This window comes from Burkholderia sp. GW821-FHT14F03, assembly GCF_058803765.1.
In genome coordinates this window covers 25,555-42,202 of record NZ_JBXAPG010000055.1, presented here as the reverse complement: position 1 = coordinate 42,202, position 16,648 = coordinate 25,555, and the positions used below count along the sequence as shown (strand labels likewise).

General features: G+C 67.4%; 14 protein-coding genes and 1 pseudogene. 12 read left to right on the top strand and 3 right to left on the bottom strand.

The window, feature by feature from the left end:
* The 3 genes and pseudogenes from AC1RQF_RS28535 to map form a co-directional block, all read right to left on the bottom strand.
* Positions 1-526, bottom strand: a pseudogene (locus tag AC1RQF_RS28535) (hypothetical protein); the annotation flags it as partial.
* A gap of 106 nt (positions 527-632) precedes the next feature.
* The gene (locus AC1RQF_RS28530; RefSeq protein ID WP_274002485.1) at positions 633-3,209 is read right to left on the bottom strand and encodes a [protein-PII] uridylyltransferase; all 2,577 of its coding nucleotides are present in this window, start codon (positions 3,207-3,209) and stop codon (positions 633-635) included.
* A gap of 40 nt (positions 3,210-3,249) precedes the next feature.
* Entirely contained in the window at positions 3,250-4,065 is an 816-nt protein-coding gene (gene map, locus AC1RQF_RS28525; RefSeq protein ID WP_274002487.1) for a type I methionyl aminopeptidase, read from the bottom strand.
* A 378-nt stretch (positions 4,066-4,443) separates the two neighbouring features.
* Between map and rpsB the strand changes: the two genes are divergently transcribed.
* The 12 genes from rpsB (at position 4,444) to fabZ (ending at position 16,633) form a co-directional block, all read left to right on the top strand.
* Positions 4,444-5,184, top strand: a complete 741-nt coding sequence (rpsB, locus tag AC1RQF_RS28520; protein ID WP_492873467.1) for a 30S ribosomal protein S2 — start codon at positions 4,444-4,446, stop codon at positions 5,182-5,184.
* Positions 5,185-5,360: 176 nt separating this feature from the next.
* Positions 5,361-6,242 (top strand): translation elongation factor Ts, encoded by an 882-nt coding sequence (gene tsf, locus AC1RQF_RS28515; protein ID WP_492873466.1) that lies wholly within the window; start codon positions 5,361-5,363, stop codon positions 6,240-6,242.
* A gap of 160 nt (positions 6,243-6,402) precedes the next feature.
* Positions 6,403-7,116 (top strand): UMP kinase, encoded by a 714-nt coding sequence (pyrH, locus tag AC1RQF_RS28510; RefSeq protein WP_252987338.1) that lies wholly within the window; start codon positions 6,403-6,405, stop codon positions 7,114-7,116.
* Positions 7,117-7,199: 83 nt separating this feature from the next.
* The gene (gene frr / locus AC1RQF_RS28505) at positions 7,200-7,760 is read left to right on the top strand and encodes a ribosome recycling factor (RefSeq protein ID WP_274002491.1); all 561 of its coding nucleotides are present in this window, start codon (positions 7,200-7,202) and stop codon (positions 7,758-7,760) included.
* 47 nt (positions 7,761-7,807) lie between these two features.
* The gene (gene uppS / locus AC1RQF_RS28500) at positions 7,808-8,590 is read left to right on the top strand and encodes a polyprenyl diphosphate synthase (protein WP_274002492.1); all 783 of its coding nucleotides are present in this window, start codon (positions 7,808-7,810) and stop codon (positions 8,588-8,590) included.
* On the top strand, positions 8,584-9,405 hold the full coding sequence (locus AC1RQF_RS28495) for a phosphatidate cytidylyltransferase (RefSeq protein WP_492873465.1): 822 nt from the start codon (positions 8,584-8,586) through the stop codon (positions 9,403-9,405). Before uppS ends, AC1RQF_RS28495 begins: the two co-directional genes overlap by 7 nt.
* Positions 9,406-9,421: 16 nt before the next feature.
* Positions 9,422-10,618, top strand: a complete 1,197-nt coding sequence (locus AC1RQF_RS28490; protein ID WP_274002495.1) for a 1-deoxy-D-xylulose-5-phosphate reductoisomerase — start codon at positions 9,422-9,424, stop codon at positions 10,616-10,618.
* Positions 10,619-10,629: 11 nt separating this feature from the next.
* Positions 10,630-12,000: an RIP metalloprotease RseP gene (gene rseP, locus AC1RQF_RS28485; protein ID WP_492873464.1), complete on the top strand. Its 1,371-nt coding sequence runs from the start codon at positions 10,630-10,632 to the stop codon at positions 11,998-12,000.
* 67 nt (positions 12,001-12,067) lie between these two features.
* Positions 12,068-14,374, top strand: coding sequence for an outer membrane protein assembly factor BamA (gene bamA, locus AC1RQF_RS28480; RefSeq protein ID WP_274002498.1), 2,307 nt, complete (start codon positions 12,068-12,070; stop codon positions 14,372-14,374).
* A 67-nt stretch (positions 14,375-14,441) separates the two neighbouring features.
* Entirely contained in the window at positions 14,442-14,942 is a 501-nt protein-coding gene (locus AC1RQF_RS28475; RefSeq protein WP_274002499.1) for an OmpH/Skp family outer membrane protein, read from the top strand.
* A gap of 15 nt (positions 14,943-14,957) precedes the next feature.
* Positions 14,958-16,040 (top strand): UDP-3-O-(3-hydroxymyristoyl)glucosamine N-acyltransferase, encoded by a 1,083-nt coding sequence (gene lpxD / locus AC1RQF_RS28470; protein WP_492873463.1) that lies wholly within the window; start codon positions 14,958-14,960, stop codon positions 16,038-16,040.
* A 125-nt stretch (positions 16,041-16,165) separates the two neighbouring features.
* On the top strand, positions 16,166-16,633 hold the full coding sequence (gene fabZ / locus AC1RQF_RS28465) for a 3-hydroxyacyl-ACP dehydratase FabZ (protein ID WP_274002501.1): 468 nt from the start codon (positions 16,166-16,168) through the stop codon (positions 16,631-16,633).
* The last annotated feature ends 15 nt before the right edge of the window (positions 16,634-16,648 follow it).

Genomic DNA, 16,648 nt, shown 5'->3' with positions numbered 1-16,648 from the left:
GGGCGCTGTCGCGCGGGCCGGTCCGGTCATCGGCGGAGCGGAACGGGCGGCCTTCGCCGCGCGGTGCGCGCGGCTTGGCATCGCCGGCGCGGTCGTCGCGTTTCCAGGCGGGTTTCGCATCGCTACGGCGCTCGGTGCGTGCGTTGTCGCGCGGGCCGCCGCGGTCATCGGCGGAGCGGAACGGACGGCCTTCCCCGCGTGGTGCGCGCGGCTTGTCGTCACCGGGGCGGCCGTCGCGCTTCCAGGCGGGTTTCGAATCGCTACGGCGCTCGGGCCGTGCGCTGTCGCGCGGGCCGCCGCGGTCATCGGCGGAGCGGAACGGGCGGCCCTCGCCGCGCGGCGCGCGCGGCTTGGCGTCGCCGCCGCGATCCTCGCGTTTCCAGCCCGGCTTCGCGTCGGTCCGACGCTCGGCGCGCGAGCCGTCGTCGCTTGCGCGGAATCCGCGGGCGGGGGCGCGATCCGCGCCGCCGGCGGGTTTCTTCTTGGCCGGCGCGGCGGGCTTCGCGGCGGGCGCGACGGCGCGCACCGGCTTGCGGCCGACCAGGCTGCCGGCGCGCACGGGGGCGCGGCTCGGCGAGGCCGGTCGCGGATTCTTCACGGTCAATTTGGTGCGCATAAACGCAGAAACTTACTCACACTGCGATCGCACGCAGCAACTCGGTCTCGACCTGGATCTGCAGGCGGTTGTCGGACAAGCCGGCACCGTCCAGCAGGAACACGTCCTCGACGCGCTCGCCGAGCGTATTGATCCGCGCCGCATGGACGCCGACCCGGTGCTCAGCCAGCACGCGCGCGATCGAATAAAGAAGGCCCGGCCGGTCGTTGGCGGACACGGACAGGATGTAGTACTGGCCGCGCTCGTCGGCCCGGAGGTCGACGCGCGGTGTGATCGGGAAGGTGCGCGACAGGCGCGACAGCCGTCCCTTCGACGGGTCGGGCAGCGGCGCCGCGCCGGCCAGGCGCGCGGCGAGTTGCTGCTCGACGAGATTGGCGATGTCGCGATAATGCACGTCGCGCTCGGTCCGGGTCACGATGAAGTTGTCGAGCGCATAGCCGTGACGCGTCGTGCTCACGCGCGCATCGAGCACCGACAGCCCGTTGCGGTCGAAGTACGCGCAGATCCCCGCGAACAAGTCGGAGCGGTCCTGCACGTAGACGAGCACCTGCAGCGCGTCGCCGATCGGCGACGGACGGGCGCGCACGATCGCGGTGTCCGCGCGCACGTGCCGGCACAGCACGCGGGTCTGCCACGCGATGTCGGCCGGATCGTGCCGCAGGAAGTAGCCGACGTCGAGCTGGTCCCACAGTTCGCGGTGCGCATCGTCGGGCACGGTTTCGAGGCGCAGCAGCGCAAGCGCCTCCTCCTGGCGCGACTTCAGCTCCGAATGGGCGTCGGGCCGTGCGCCGCCGAGCACCGCGCTGGTCGCGCGGTACAGGTCTTCGAGCAGCTTGCCCTTCCACGCGTTCCAGACCTTCGGGCTGGTGCCGCGGATGTCCGCGACGGTCAGCAGGTACAGCGCGGTCAGCCAGCGCGGGTTGCCGACCAGCCCCGCGAAGCGCTTTATCACCTCGGGGTCGCTGGTGTCCTGCTTCTGCGCGACCTGGCTCATGGTCAGGTGATGCTGGACCAGCCACACGATCAGCGCGGCGTCCTCGCCGTCGATGCCGTGCTCGCGGCAGAAGCGTCGCGCATCGGCCATGCCGAGCGTCGAATGGTCGCCGCCGCGGCCCTTGGCGATGTCATGGAACAGCGCGGCGATGTACAGCACCCAGGGCCGTTCGAAGTTCGCGAACAGCTGGCTGCAGTACGGGTATTCGTGCGCGTGCTCGGCGAGCGCGAAGCGGCGGATGTTGCGCAGCACCATCAGGATGTGCTGGTCGACCGTGTACACGTGGTAGAGGTCGTGCTGCATCTGGCCGACGATGCGGCGGAAGTTCAGCAGGTAGCGGCCGAGCACGCTGGTCTGGTTCATCAGCCGGAACGCATGCGTGATGCCCTCGGGCTGCTGCAGGATCCGCAGGAACAGTTGGCGGTTCTGCGGATCGCGCCGCCAGGCGTTGTTCATCACGTCGCGCGAGTTGTACAGCGCGCGCAGCGTGCGCGCCGACAGGCCCTTCACGCCGCGGATCGTCTCGTACAGCAGGAATGCCTCGAGGATCGCGTCCGGGTGGCGCTCGAACAGGTCGTCGGCCGCGATCTCGAGCATCCCTTGCTTCTCGACGAAGCGGCCCGGCGACAGCACGCGCGTGATGCCGCTCGTGGCCGGGAACAGCTGGGCCTCGATGTTCTGGATCAGGATCGTCGCGAGCTGGGTGACCGCCTTCGCGGCCCAGTAGTAGCGGCGCATCAGCTGTTCGCTCGCGCGCCGCGCGGGCGTCGACGCGTAGCCGAAGCTCTCCGCGGCCTGGGTCTGCAGGTCGAACACGAGGATGTCCTGGCGGCGGCCGGCGATCACGTGCAGGCGCGCGCGCAGCGTTTTCAGGAAGCCCTCGTTGCGGCGCAGCTCGCGCGCCTCGCGCTCGGTGATGAGGCCGCGCGCCTCAAGCTCGCGCCAGCTGCTGCCGAAGCCCGCCGCGCGCGCGATCCACAGGATCGTCTGCAGGTCGCGCAGGCCGCCCGGGCTTTCCTTGAGGTTCGGTTCGAGGCTGTACGGCGTGTCCTGGAACTTCGCGTGGCGCTGGCGCATTTCCAGCACCTTGGCCTGGAAGAACGAGCGGGCGTCGAGGGCGTCGTGGTAGCGCAGCGTGAAGCGCTCGAACAGCGCGGTGCTGCCGATGATGCGGCGCGCCTCGAGCAGCGAGGTGCGCACCGTTACGTCCTGCTCGGCTTCCTCGAGGCATTGGTCCACCGTGCGCACGCTGCTGCCGATCTCGAGCCCGAGATCCCAGGCCATGCCGATGAAGCGCTCGATGCGCGCGTCCAGCTCGGCCGGATGCGCGTCCGGCAGCAGCACCAGGATGTCGACGTCGGAATAGGGGGCCAGTTCGCCGCGCCCGTAGCCGCCGACCGCGGCCAGCGCGAGCTGCGCCGGCAGCCCGCAGTCGTGCCAGACCTGGCGCAGCGCGTCGTCGGTGACGCGCGACAGCGCGTGCATCAGCGAGGTGACGTTGGCGGCCTGCCGGAAGCGGCCGAGCAACTCGGCCTTGGCCGCCTTGAACTCGGCCTTGTGCACGAGCGCTTCGGAGGGGACGGCGACGGGAACGCTCATGGACGGGACGGCGGGCGCGCGGCGGGTGGGCGGGGCAGGCTCAGAGCGCCGCGGCGGGGGCCGCGAACACCGGGCGCGCGGGCGTGCCGGCCGACACGGTCAGCACGTCGTAGCCGGTCTCGGTGACGAGCACCGTGTGTTCCCACTGCGCCGACAGGCTGCGGTCGCGGGTCTTGACGGTCCACTGGTCGGGCATCGTGCGGATGTCGCGCTTGCCGGCGTTGATCATCGGCTCGATCGTGAAGATCATGCCGGCCTGCAGCTCGATGCCGGTGCCTGGCCGGCCGTAGTGGACGACCTGGGGATCCTCGTGGAACACCGTGCCGATGCCGTGCCCGCAGTACTCGCGCACGACGCTGTAGCCCTGCGCCTCCGCGTGCTTCTGGATCGCGTGGCCGATGTCGCCGAGGTGGGCGCCGGGGCGCACCTGGTCGATGCCGAGCCACATGCACTCGTAGGTGGTCTGCACGAGCCGCTTCGCGAGGATCGAACCTTCGCCGATCAGGAACATGCGGCTCGTGTCGCCGAAGTAGCCGTCCTTGATGACGGTGATGTCGATGTTGAGCGCGTCGCCGTTCTTGAGCGTCTTGTCGCCCGGGATGCCGTGGCAGATCACGTCGTTGACCGAGGTGCAGATCGCCTTCGGGAACGGCGGGTAGCCGGGCGGCTGGTAGTTGAGCGGCGCGGGGACCGTGCCCTGCACGTTGAGCATGTACTCGTGGCAGAGGCGGTCGAGTTCGCCCGTCGTCACGCCCGCGGCGACGAACGGCGTGATGTAGTCGAGCACTTCGCTGGCGAGCCGGCAGGCGACCCGCATTTGCGCGATGTCATGTTCGTTCTTGAGCGTGATGGACATGGGTTGGTGCCTGGAATACGTTGAATCCCGCAATTATCGCACCTTATGCTCCGGGTCGCAGCCCTTGGCGGGCGCGCGGCGGGCCGTCGGCCGGGTTCGCCCCGATTGCGCGCACGGGCGGGCCGGGGGCGGGAAAATGGCGGGCGGCTTGAGGGGAGCGATAGGGGCGTGCTATACTCGCTGGCTAAGTCGATGCTGAATATCGCGTACTTTCCCCAATATGGGGCGGGAGTGCGCGGCAGAAGGCGGAGGCGCAGGGTCCGGCGTGTTGTGCCGGGCCGAATCGCAAGCCGGCGCATCCAGGGTGTCGTGGCGAGGTGAAAACCGCGTCCATGATACGGCAGCCGGCTTAAGACCCAACCCTCGCGGAGAATTCTCATGGCAATCACGATGCGCCAAATGCTGGAAGCCGGTGTCCACTTCGGTCACCAAACGCGCTTCTGGAACCCGAAGATGGCCCCCTTCATCTTCGGTCACCGTAACAAGATTCACATCATCAACCTCGAAAAGACGCTGCCGATGTACAACGACGCGCTGAAGTACGTGCGTCAGCTGGCAGCCAATCGGGGCACGATCCTGTTCGTCGGTACGAAGCGCCAATCGCGCGACACGATCTCGGAAGAGGCGCTGCGCGCCGGCATGCCGTACGTGAACGCGCGCTGGCTCGGCGGCATGCTGACCAACTTCAAGACGCTGAAGGTATCGATCAAGCGCCTGAAGGACATGGAAGCGGCCGTCGAATCGGGTGAAACCGAGAAGATGAGCAAGAAGGAAGCGCTGCTGTTCGAACGCGAGATCGCCAAGCTGCAAAAGTCGATCGGCGGCGTGAAGGACATGGGTGGCATTCCGGACGCCATCTTCGTGGTGGACGTCGGCTACCACAAGATCGCCGTGACGGAAGCGAACAAGCTCGGCGTGCCGGTCATCGCGGTGGTCGACACGAACCACTCGCCCGAAGGCGTGGACTACGTGATCCCGGGTAACGACGATTCGAGCAAGGCTGTTGCGCTGTACGCGCAAGGCGTCGCCGACGCGATCCTCGAAGGCCGTGCGAACGCGGTCAACGAAGTGGTCCAGGCGGCGCGCGGCGACGACGAATACGTCGAGGAAAACGCGTAACCGGTCCCGAGCCGGCATAAAAAGGGGGCTCTCAACAGGCCCCCTTTTTTTAAGCCGCTTTTCCTGGCAGGTGCGCTGGATCGCAGAGTGCGAAAAAGCGCGGAATTCCGGAAACGAATGCCTGCTGCCTGCGTCGAAGTGCGGGCGGCGTTGTAAACAGACTCAAGGAGCGAATGATGGCGGCAATTACCGCAAGCATGGTGGCAGAACTGCGCGCAAAGACCGATGCGCCGATGATGGAATGCAAGAAGGCCCTCACGGAAGCCGACGGCGATCTGGCGAAGGCGGAAGAGCTGCTGCGCGTGAAGCTCGGCAACAAGGCCAGCAAGGCTGCGTCGCGCGTGACGGCGGAAGGCATCGTCGCATCGTTCGTCGGCGCGGGCGCGGGCTCGCTCGTCGAACTGAACTGCGAAACCGACTTCGTCGCGAAGAACGACGACTTCAACGCGTTCGCGAAGACCGTCGCGGAACTCATCGCGACCCAGAACCCGGTCGACGTGGCCGCGCTGTCGGCGCTGCCGCTCGAAGGCAAGACCGTTGACGAAGTGCGTCTCGCGCTGGTCGGCAAGATCGGCGAGAACATCTCGATCCGCCGCTTCGTGCGCTTCGCGACCGCGAACCAGCTCGCGACCTACCTGCACGGCAGCCGTATCGGCGTGATCGTCGAGTACACGGGCGCGGAAGAGCAGGTCGGCAAGGACGTCGCGATGCACATCGCGGCCATGAAGCCGGTCGCGCTGTCGTCGGCCGACGTGCCGGCCGATCTGATCGAGACGGAACGCCGCGTGGCCGAGCAGAAGGCTGCGGAATCGGGCAAGCCGGCCGAGATCGTCGCGAAGATGGTCGACGGCAGCGTCCAGAAGTACCTGAAGGAAGTGTCGCTGCTGAACCAGACGTTCGTGAAGAACGACAAGCAGACGATCGAACAGATGCTGAAGGCCGCCAATGCGGCAGTGCAAAAATTTGCACTGTTCGTGGTCGGCGAAGGCATCGAGAAGCGTCAGGACGACTTCGCGGCCGAAGTGGCCGCGCAGGTCGCTGCCGCAAAGCAGCAGTAATTCGCAGTCCGCTTGACCCGCGGCGCGCGTCCGTGCGCCGCGGGCCGGCAGCGCCGCCGGGCGGGGCCTCCCGGTCCCGCCGCGACGGCGGCGCTTGCCCGAATCAGCATTTCGCCCCTACAGTTCGTGCTTGTCATCCTCTCGTCGCTCGGAAGCCCCTATGTCCAATGCCTATAAACGCGTCCTCCTCAAACTTTCCGGCGAAGCGCTGATGGGCGATGATGCCTTTGGCATCAACCGCGCAACGATCGAACGGATGGTGGCCGATATCGCGGAGGTCGTGCGGCTCGGCACGCAGCTCGCGGTGGTGATCGGGGGCGGCAATATTTTCCGCGGCGTCGCGGGCGGCGCGGCCGGCATGGATCGCGCGACCGCCGACTACATGGGAATGCTCGCGACGATGATGAACGCGCTCGCGCTGCAGGATGCGATGCGCCACGCGGGCATCGAGGCGCGCGTGCAGTCCGCGCTGCGCATGGATCAGGTGGTCGAGCCGTACATCCGGCCCCGTGCGATTCGCCAGCTCGAGGAAGGCCGGGTCGTGATCTTCGCGGCCGGGACCGGCAACCCGTTCTTCACGACCGACACGGCGGCCGCGCTGCGCGGCTCCGAGGTGGGCGCGGAGGTGGTGCTGAAGGCGACCAAGGTCGATGGCGTGTACTCGGCCGATCCGAAGAAGGATCCGTCGGCGACCCGCTATTCGACGATCAGTTTCGACGAAGCGATCGGCCGCAATCTGCAGGTCATGGACGCGACGGCGTTCGCGCTGTGCCGCGACCAGAAGCTGCCGATCCGTGTGTTTTCGATCAACAAGCCGGGCGCGCTCAAGCGCATCGTGCTGGGTGAGGACGAGGGCACCCTCGTCCACGTGTAAACTCTCGCGGAAGCGGGCCCGGCATGACGCCGCGCGCGTGCGGGCCCGCCTCGTTTTGAAGAATAGAAGGTTCGGAGGTTGAAATGAGTGTCGCTGATGTCAGGAAGAACGTCGAGCAGAAGATGCAACGCTCGATCGAAGCATTCAAGAACGATCTGGCGAAGATCCGCACGGGCCGCGCCCACGCCGGTCTGCTCGATCACGTGCAGGTCGACTACTACGGCTCGATGGTGCCGATTTCCCAGGTCGCCAACGTGACGCTCGTCGATGCGCGCACGATCGGCGTGCAGCCGTGGGAAAAGAACATGGTCGCGAAGGTCGAGAAGGCGATCCGCGAAGCGGACCTGGGCCTGAACCCGGCGACCACCGGCGACCTGATCCGCGTGCCGATGCCCGCGCTGACGGAAGAGCGCCGCCGCGAGCTGACCAAGGTCGTGAAGGGCGAGGGCGAGACGGCGAAGGTGGCCGTGCGCAATCTGCGCCGCGACGCGAACGAGCAGTTGAAGAAGCTCGTCAAGGACAAGGAAATCTCGGAAGACGACGAGCGCCGCGCGAGCGACGACGTGCAGAAGCTGACGGACAAGTCCGTCGCCGAGATCGACAAGCTCGTGCAGACCAAAGAAGCCGAGATCATGACGGTTTGACGCGCTTCGTGCGTCGCATTTTTCCCGCAGCCAGAGTCTCAGCGGCCATGACTTATACCAGCTCTACCGTTCGCGTGCCTGACGTCGCACACGTGCCGCGTCACATCGCGATCATCATGGACGGCAATGGCCGTTGGGCGACCGAACGCCGCCTGCCCCGCGTCGCGGGGCACACCCGCGGCGTCGACGCGGTGCGTTCGGTCGTCGAAGGCTGCGCGCGCGCGGGGGTCCAGTACCTGACGCTGTTCGCGTTCAGTTCCGAGAACTGGCGGCGGCCGACCGACGAGGTGTCGTTCCTGATGCGCCTGTTCGTCACCGCGCTCGAGCGCGAGGTCGGCAAGCTGCACGCGAACGGCATCCGCCTGCGCGTCGTCGGCGATCTGACGAAGTTCGAGCCGCGCATCCAGGACCTGATCCGCCGCGCCGAAACCAAGACGGCCCGCAACACCCGCCTGACCCTGACGATCGCCGCGAACTACGGCGGCCGCTGGGACATCCTGGAGGCGACCCGCAAGCTGGTCGCGGAAACGGCCCGCGAAGGCCGCGAGGCCGAGGTGTCCGAGGACGCCTTCGCGCGCCACCTGGCGATGGCCTATGCGCCCGAGCCGGACCTGTTCATCCGCACGGGCGGGGAGCAGCGCGTCAGCAACTTCCTGCTGTGGCAGCTCGCCTACACCGAGTTCTATTTCACCGATAAATACTGGCCGGACTTCGACGCGGCGGCGCTTGCCGAGGCGCTTGCGTCGTACACCGAGCGCGAACGCCGCTTCGGGCGCACCAGCGCGCAACTCGAACCGCAGGCCCAGGACGCCGACTCCCTTTCATGCTGAAAACCCGTGTCATCACGGCGATCGTGCTGCTGGCGGTGCTGCTGCCCGTCACGCTGTTCGCGCCGCTTGGCGGGTTCGGCGCGTTGATCGCGCTGGCCCTCGTGTTCGCCGCATGGGAATGGGCGCGCCTGCTCAAGGTGGGCGGCCCGGGGCCCGTCCTCTACGCGCTCGCCGCCGCCGCCGTGCTTGCCGCGAGCACGCGGCTCGGCATCGGCGTGACCGAATCGCGGCCGCTGTTCGAGGCGGCCGGCGTGTTCTGGCTGCTGGCCGGCCCGTTCGCGCTGTGGCGCAAGCCGACCCTGGCCGAGCGTGCCTGGCGGCCGTTCCTGCTGATCGCGGGCCTCGTCGTGTTCGCCGCCTGCTGGCATGCGCTTGTCGCCGCGCGCGCGCAGGGCGTGCCGTTCGTGCTGTCGCTGCTGCTAGTGGTATGGCTGGCCGATATCGGCGCATACTTCGCGGGCAAGGGCTTCGGCAAGCACAAGCTCGCGCCGTCCGTGAGCCCGGGCAAGACCTGGGAAGGCGCGGCGGGCGGCTGGCTCGCGGTGATGATCGTCGCGGGCGTCGCGATCGCGACGCATGCCTATGACCCGACCCTGTTTTCGTCCCTGGCGGGGCGCTATGGCGCCGCGGGCGCGTTCGCGGCGCTGACGCTGCTGGTCGCGTTCAGCGTGATCGGCGACCTGTTCGAATCGCTGCTGAAGCGCCAGGCCGGCGTGAAGGATTCGAGCGGCCTGCTGCCGGGTCACGGCGGCGTGCTCGACCGGGTGGATGCCCTGTTGCCGGTGCTGCCGCTCGCGATGCTACTGCTCGGTTAAAACCAGACTGATATCTATGCAAAAACGCCTGACATTGCTCGGTTCCACGGGCTCGATCGGAGACAGCACGCTCGACGTCGTCGCGCGGCATCCCGAGCGCTTCTCGGTCTACGCGCTGACCGCCCACCGCAACGGGGACAAGCTCGTCGGGCAGTGCCTGACCTTCGCGCCGGAAGTCGCGGTGGTCGGCGACGCCGACACCGCCGCGCAGGTCGAGGCGCAGTTGCGCGCGGCCGGCAGCCGGACCCGCGTCGAATACGGCCCGCAGGCGCTCGTCGAGGTCTCGAAGAGCGACGGCTGCGACACGGTGGTGGCCGCGATCGTCGGCGCGGCGGGGCTCGCGCCGAGCCTGGCCGCCGCGCGCGCGGGCAAGCGCATCCTGCTGGCGAACAAGGAATCGCTGGTGATGTCGGGTTCGATCTTCATGGACGCGGTCCGCGACCACGGCGCGATCCTGCTGCCGGTCGACAGCGAGCACAACGCGATTTTCCAATGCATGCCGCGCGACGCGGCCGAGCACGGCGGGATCGCGAAGATCATCGTGACCGCGTCGGGCGGCCCGTTCCGCACCCGCGAGCCGGCGACGCTCGTCGACGTGACGCCGGATGAAGCGTGCAAGCACCCGAACTGGGTCATGGGCCGCAAGATCTCGGTCGATTCGGCGACGATGATGAACAAGGGCCTCGAGGTGATCGAGGCGCACTGGATCTTCGGCCTGCCGAGCGAACGCATCGACGTGCTGATCCACCCGCAGAGCGTGATTCACTCGATGGTCTCGTACCGCGACGGCTCGGTGCTCGCGCAACTCGGCAACCCCGACATGCGCACCCCGATCGCGCACGCGCTGGCCTATCCGGAGCGGGTCGACGCGGGCGTCGCCTCGCTCGATCTCGCACAGATCGCCTCGCTGACCTTCGAGAAGCCCGATTACACGCGCTTTCCGTGCCTCGCGCTCGCGATCCAGGCGCTCGAGGCGGGCGGCGTCGCGAGCGCCGCGCTGAACGCGGCCAACGAGATCGCGGTCGACGCGTTCCTGTCGCGCCGGATCGGCTTCATGGCGATCGCGCAGACGGTCGACTCGGTTCTGAACGGCCTGTCCAATCGCACGCCGAGCGGGCTTGACGACGTCATCGGCGCCGACGCCGACGCGCGTCGCGCGGCCGCCACCTTCATCGAGACGCTGCCCACGCCGAGCGTGGAGCGCGCGTTCTGAGCGGGGTGCTCGTGGGCGTGCTGGTCGAACTGGCGGCATTCGCGGTGGCGATCGGCGTGCTGGTCGTCGTGCACGAGTACGGGCACTATCGCGTCGCGCGCTGGTGCGGCGTGAAGGTGCTGCGTTTCTCGATCGGCTTCGGCACGCCGCTCGTGCGCTGGGTCAGCAAGAAGACCGGCACCGAGTGGACTTTGTCCGCGCTGCCGCTCGGCGGCTACGTGAAGATGCTCGACGAGCGCGACCCGGGGCCGGGCATCCGGCCCGAGGAGCGGGGGCAGGCCTTCAACCGCCAGCCGGTCGCGAAACGGATCGCGATCGTCGCGGCGGGTCCGGCCGCGAACTTCCTGCTGGCGATCGCCTTGTTCTCGCTGGTGTTCGCCACCGGCGTGACCGAACCGGCCGCCATCGTCGCGGCGCCGCCCGCGGGCACGGTCGCCGCGCGGGCCGGCTTCGACGGCAACGAGACCATCGTGTCGATCCGCGCCGCGCAAGGCGGCGAGGCCGAGCCGGTGCGTTCCTGGTCGGACCTGCGCTGGAAGCTGCTCGGCGCGGCCTTCGATCACGGCGAGGTGGTGCTCGGCGCACGCGTCGACGGCGCGACCTACGACTTCCGCGTGGATCTGCGCGATTTCCCCGACCGCAACATCGACGACGATTTCATGACGCGCCTCGGCTTCGAGGTCGGCGGCGGCGCGCCGTCGGTCGCGTCGGTGCTGCCGGGCAGCGCGGCCGAGCAGGCGGGGCTGCGGCCGGGCGACCGGCTGATCGCGCTCGACGGCGCGCCGGTCGGCAGTTCGACGCGTTTCATCGGCGACGTGAAGTCGCATGCGGGCCGTTCGCTTGCGCTGCGCATCGAGCGCGGCGGCGTCGAACAGACCCTGGCGATCGTGCCGCAGGCGCAGCGCGACGAGGAGACCGGGCAGACGATCGGCCGCATCGGCGCGGCGCTGACGATGCCCGCGCGCGGCGTCGAGGTGCGCTACGGCCCGCTCGAGAGCGTGGAGCTGGGCGCGCGCCGGACCTGGGAGATTTCGCTGTATTCGCTGCGAATGTTCGGGCGGATGATCACCGGCGAGGCGTCGATCAAGAACCTGTCCGGGCCGGTGACGATCGCCGACTACGCGGGCAAGAGCGCGCGCCTCGGATGGTCGGCGTTCCTATCGTTTCTCGCCCTTGTCAGCATTAGCCTGGGGGTGTTGAACTTGTTACCGATTCCCGTTTTGGACGGGGGGCATCTGTTATATTATCTGGTTGAAGCCGCAACCGGTAAAGCCGTATCGGAACGCTGGCAACTGATTCTGCAACGCGCCGGATTGATCTGCATCGTCGTGCTGTCGGCGATCGCGCTGTTCAACGATCTGGCTCGGTTAATCCATTTCTGAAGCGTCAGGCGGGTGCCGGAGGGCGACCCGCCTGATCTGATGCAAGCTTAAACACTGGGGATGCACGTTGTTCAAACCTCATCGCTTTGTACCTAAGACGGTTGCAGCCGTGGCGCTCGCCGTGCACGGCCTCGCGGCCCACGCAACGGCACCTTTCGTCGTGCAAGACATCCGGATCGAGGGCTTGCAGCGCGTCGAAGCGGGGACCGTGTTCGCCTATCTGCCGATCAAGCAGGGTGATACGTTCTCCGACGACAAGGCGTCCGAGGCGATCCGCGCGCTGTACGCGACCGGCTTCTTCACCGACGTCCGGGTCGCGACCCAGGGCAGCGTGGTGATCGTGCAGGTGCAGGAGCGGCCGGCGATCGCGTCGATCGACTTCACCGGCATCAAGGAATTCGACAAGGACAACCTGAACAAGGCGCTCAAGGCCGTCGGGCTGTCCCAGGGGCGCTACTACGACAAGTCGCTCGTCGACAAGGCGGAGCAGGAGCTCAAGCGCCAGTACCTGACGCGCGGCTTCTACGCGGCGGAGGTGACCACCACGGTCACGCCGGTCGACGCGAACCGCGTGTCGATCCTGTTCTCGGTCGCCGAGGGGCCGAGCGCGAAGATCCGCCAGATCAACTTCATCGGCAACAAGACCTACAGCACCAGCGCGCTGCGCGACGAGATGCAGCTGTCGACACCGAACTGGTTCTCCTGGTACACGAAGAACGACCTGTACTCGAAGGAAAAGCTCACGGGCGACCTCGAGAACGTCCGCTCGTACTACCTGAACCGCGGCTACCTCGAGTTCAACATCGAGTCGACCCAGGTCTCGATCTCGCCCGACAAGAAGGACATGTACCTGACGGTCACGCTGCATGAAGGCGAGCCGTACACGGTGTCGGGCATCAAGCTCGGCGGCAACCTGCTCGACCGCGAGGCCGAACTCAAGAAGCTGATCACGATCAAGCCGGGCGACCGCTTCTCCGCGGAGAAGCTGCAGAAGACCACGCGCGCGATCGTCGACAAGCTCGGCGAGTACGGCTACGCGTTCGCGACCGTCAACGCGCAGCCGGAGATCGACCAGGTCACGCACAAGGTGAACCTGACGCTCGTCGTCGACCCGAGCCGCCGCGTATACGTGCGCCGCATCAACGTCGTCGGCAACACCCGCACGCGTGACGAGGTGGTGCGCCGCGAGATGCGCCAGCTCGAAAGCTCGTGGTTCGATTCGAGCCGCCTCGCGCTGTCGAAGGACCGCGTGAACCGGCTCGGCTATTTCACCAACGTCGACGTGTCGACGGTGCCGGTCGACGGCACCGCGGACCAGGTCGACGTGAACGTCAAGGTCGAGGAAAAGCCGACCGGCGCGATCACGCTGGGCGCGGGCTTCTCGTCGACCGACAAGGTCGTGCTGTCGGCGGGCGTGTCGCAGGACAACGTGTTCGGCTCGGGCACGAGTCTCGCGGTCAACGTGAACACCGCGAAGAGCTACCGCACGCTGACCGTCACGCAGGTCGACCCGTACTTCACGGTCGACGGCATCAAGCGGATCACCGACGTCTACTACCGGACGTACCAGCCGCTGTACTACTCGACGAACTCGAGCTTCCGCATCATCACGGCGGGCGGCAACCTGAAGTTCGGCATCCCGTTCTCGGAAACGGACACGGTGTTCTTCGGCGCGGGCTTCGAGCAGAACCGCCTCGACGTCGACTCGAACACGCCGGCCGCGTACCAGGATTACGTGAACGAGTTCGGCCGCGTGTCGAACACGGTGCCGCTGACGGTCGGCTGGTCGCGCGACGCGCGCGACAGCGCGCTGATCCCGAGCCGCGGCTACTTCACGCAGGCGAATGCCGAGTACGGCGCGCCGATCGGCAAGATCCAGTACTACAAGATGGACCTGCAGGCGCAGTATTACTATTCGTTCTCGCGCGGCTTCATCCTGGGCCTGAACCTGCAAGGCGGCTACGGCAACGGTATCGGCAATCCGTACCCGATCTTCAAGAACTACTACGCGGGCGGTATCGGGTCGGTGCGCGGCTACGAGCCGAGCTCGCTCGGCCCGCGCGATACGATCACCAACGATCCGATCGGCGGCTCGAAGATGGTGGTGGGTAATATCGAGCTGACGTTCCCGCTGCCTGGCACGGGGTACGACCGCACGCTGCGCGTGTTCACGTTCCTCGACGCCGGTAATGTGTGGGGCAATGCGCCGGGCGGCACCAGCACCGGCGCGAACGGTCTGCGCTATGGCTATGGCGTGGGTCTCGCGTGGATCTCGCCGATCGGGCCGCTCAAGCTGAGTCTGGGCTTCCCGCTGCAGAAACACGAAGGCGATCAGTACCAGAAGTTCCAGTTCCAGATCGGGACGGCATTCTGATCGAACCAGCATTGACTACAGCATCGAGAGGGTAATTTTGCTAACCGGTAAGTTTTCGAAACGAGTGATGTGTGCGTTGGCGCTGGCGGCCGCCCTGGGCGCGACCGCGGCGCACGCCCAGGACGTCGCCCGCATTGCGGCGGTCAATTCGGATCGGATCCTGCGCGAGTCCGCGCCCGCGAAGGCGGCGCAGACGAAGCTCGAAGCCGAGTTCGCGAAGCGCGACAAGGATCTGCAGGACATGGCCGCGCGCCTGAAGACGCTGTCCGACGGGCTCGACAAGAACGGCGCGTCGATGTCGGCGACCGATCGCGCGCAGAAGCAGCGCGACCTGGCGCAGCTGGACACCGACTTCCAGCGCAAGCAGCGCGAGTTCCGCGAGGACCTGAACCAGCGCCGCAACGAGGAGCTGGCGGCGGTGCTCGACAAGGCGAACAAGGTCATCAAGCAGATCGCGGAGCAGCAGAACTACGATCTGATCGTGCAGGAAGCCGTCTACGTGAGCCCGCGCATCGACATCACCGACAAGGTGCTGAAGGCGCTGTCGTCGTCTTCCACGTCGAACTGACGGAGCGGCACGCGCATGGCATTGACGCTTGACGCACTCGTGACCCGGTTCGGCGGCGAAGTCGCCGGCGATCGGACCTGCGAAGTCGCCGGCCTCGCGCCGCTCGACCAGGCGGGGCCGGGGCAACTGGCGTTCCTCGCGAACCCGAAGTACCTGGCGCAGGTCGAGACGACTCGCGCCGGCGCGGTGCTGATCGCACAGCGCGACCTCGAGAAGCTGGGCGCGGCCGCGGCCGGGCGCAACTTCATCGTGACGCCGAATCCGTACGCGTACTTCGCACGGGTCGCGCAGATGTTCATCGATCTGGCCGCGCCGCCGAGCGCGGCCGGCGTGCATCCGAGCGCGATCATCGATCCGGCCGCGCAGGTTGCCGCGAGCGCCGTGATCGGCCCGCGCGTGACGGTCGAGGCCGGCGCCGTGATCGGCGAGCACGCACGGCTCGACGCGAACGTGTTCGTCGGCCGGGGCACGCGCATCGGCGAGGGCGCGCACCTGTATCCGAACGTGTCGGTCTACCACGGCTGCCGGCTCGGGCCGCGCGTGATCGTGCACGCGGGCGCGGTGATCGGCTCGGACGGCTTCGGTTTCGCGCCGGACTTCGTCGGCGACGGCGACGCGCGCACCGGCACCTGGGTCAAGATCCCGCAGGTCGGCGGCGTGTCGATCGGGGCGGATGTCGAGATCGGCGCGAACACGACGATCGACCGCGGCGCGATGGCCGACACGGTGATCGAAGACTGCGTGAAGATCGACAACCTCGTGCAGATCGGCCACAACTGCCGGATCGGCGCGTACACGGTGATCGCCGGCTGCGCCGGGATCGCGGGCAGCACGACGATCGGCCGCCACTGCATGATCGGCGGCGCGGTCGGCGTCGCCGGCCACGTCACGCTGGGCGACTACGTGATCGTCACCGCGAAGTCGGGCGTGTCGAAATCGCTGCCGAAGGCCGGCATCTATACGAGCGCGTTCCCGGCCGTCGAGCATGGCGACTGGAACAAGAGCGCCGCGCTCGTGCGCAATCTCGACAAGCTGCGCGATCGCATCAAGGCGCTCGAAACCGCGCTCGCGGCGCGCGACGGCGGCGCCGGCGCATAACCGCATGATCAGGGCGGGCCGGCTTCCGGGCCGGCTGTTCCGACCGCCGGGCGAGCGTTGCCTGGGCTGCGCCCGCCCGCATTCGTATTCAATCCCCACGCAGCCATTGCGTGAGACGAACCATCATGAGCACTGAAAAAATCAACCTCGACATCCACAAGATTCTCACGCTGCTGCCGCATCGCTACCCGATCCTGCTGGTCGATCGCGTGCTCGAGCTCGAGCCGCACAAGGGCATCAAGGCGCTGAAGAACGTGACGATCAACGAGCCGTTCTTCACGGGACATTTCCCGAAGCGGCCCGTGATGCCGGGCGTGCTGATCCTGGAAGCGCTCGCGCAGGCCGCCGCGCTGCTCACGTTCGCGGAAGAACAGCCGAAGGATCCCGAAAACACGCTGTACTACTTCGTCGGCATCGACGGCGCGCGCTTCAAGCGCGTGGTCGAGCCAGGCGACCAGCTGATCCTCAATGTCACGTTCGAACGCTATATCCGTGGCATCTGGAAGTTCAAGGCGGTCGCGGAAGTGGACGGCAAGGTCGCGGCGGAAGCCGAGCTGATGTGCACGGTCAAGACGACCGACTCGGCGCCCTGAGGCGCGCGGCACGCA

Bases quoted from the DNA above. Each gene is read 5' to 3' on its own strand.
- lpxD (WP_492873463.1), top strand. From the start codon at position 14,958: ATGGCATTGACGCTTGACGCACTCGTGACCCGGTTCGGCGGCGAAGTC.
- map (WP_274002487.1), bottom strand. From the start codon at position 4,065: ATGTCCATCACGCTCAAGAACGAACATGACATCGCGCAAATGCGGGTC.
- uppS (WP_274002492.1), top strand. From the start codon at position 7,808: ATGACTTATACCAGCTCTACCGTTCGCGTGCCTGACGTCGCACACGTG.
- AC1RQF_RS28490 (WP_274002495.1), top strand. From the start codon at position 9,422: ATGCAAAAACGCCTGACATTGCTCGGTTCCACGGGCTCGATCGGAGAC.
- fabZ (WP_274002501.1), top strand. From the start codon at position 16,166: ATGAGCACTGAAAAAATCAACCTCGACATCCACAAGATTCTCACGCTG.
- rpsB (WP_492873467.1), top strand. From the start codon at position 4,444: ATGGCAATCACGATGCGCCAAATGCTGGAAGCCGGTGTCCACTTCGGT.
- pyrH (WP_252987338.1), top strand. From the start codon at position 6,403: ATGTCCAATGCCTATAAACGCGTCCTCCTCAAACTTTCCGGCGAAGCG.
- tsf (WP_492873466.1), top strand. From the start codon at position 5,361: ATGGCGGCAATTACCGCAAGCATGGTGGCAGAACTGCGCGCAAAGACC.
- AC1RQF_RS28495 (WP_492873465.1), top strand. From the start codon at position 8,584: ATGCTGAAAACCCGTGTCATCACGGCGATCGTGCTGCTGGCGGTGCTG.
- frr (WP_274002491.1), top strand. From the start codon at position 7,200: ATGAGTGTCGCTGATGTCAGGAAGAACGTCGAGCAGAAGATGCAACGC.
- AC1RQF_RS28475 (WP_274002499.1), top strand. From the start codon at position 14,442: ATGTGTGCGTTGGCGCTGGCGGCCGCCCTGGGCGCGACCGCGGCGCAC.
- AC1RQF_RS28530 (WP_274002485.1), bottom strand. From the start codon at position 3,209: ATGAGCGTTCCCGTCGCCGTCCCCTCCGAAGCGCTCGTGCACAAGGCC.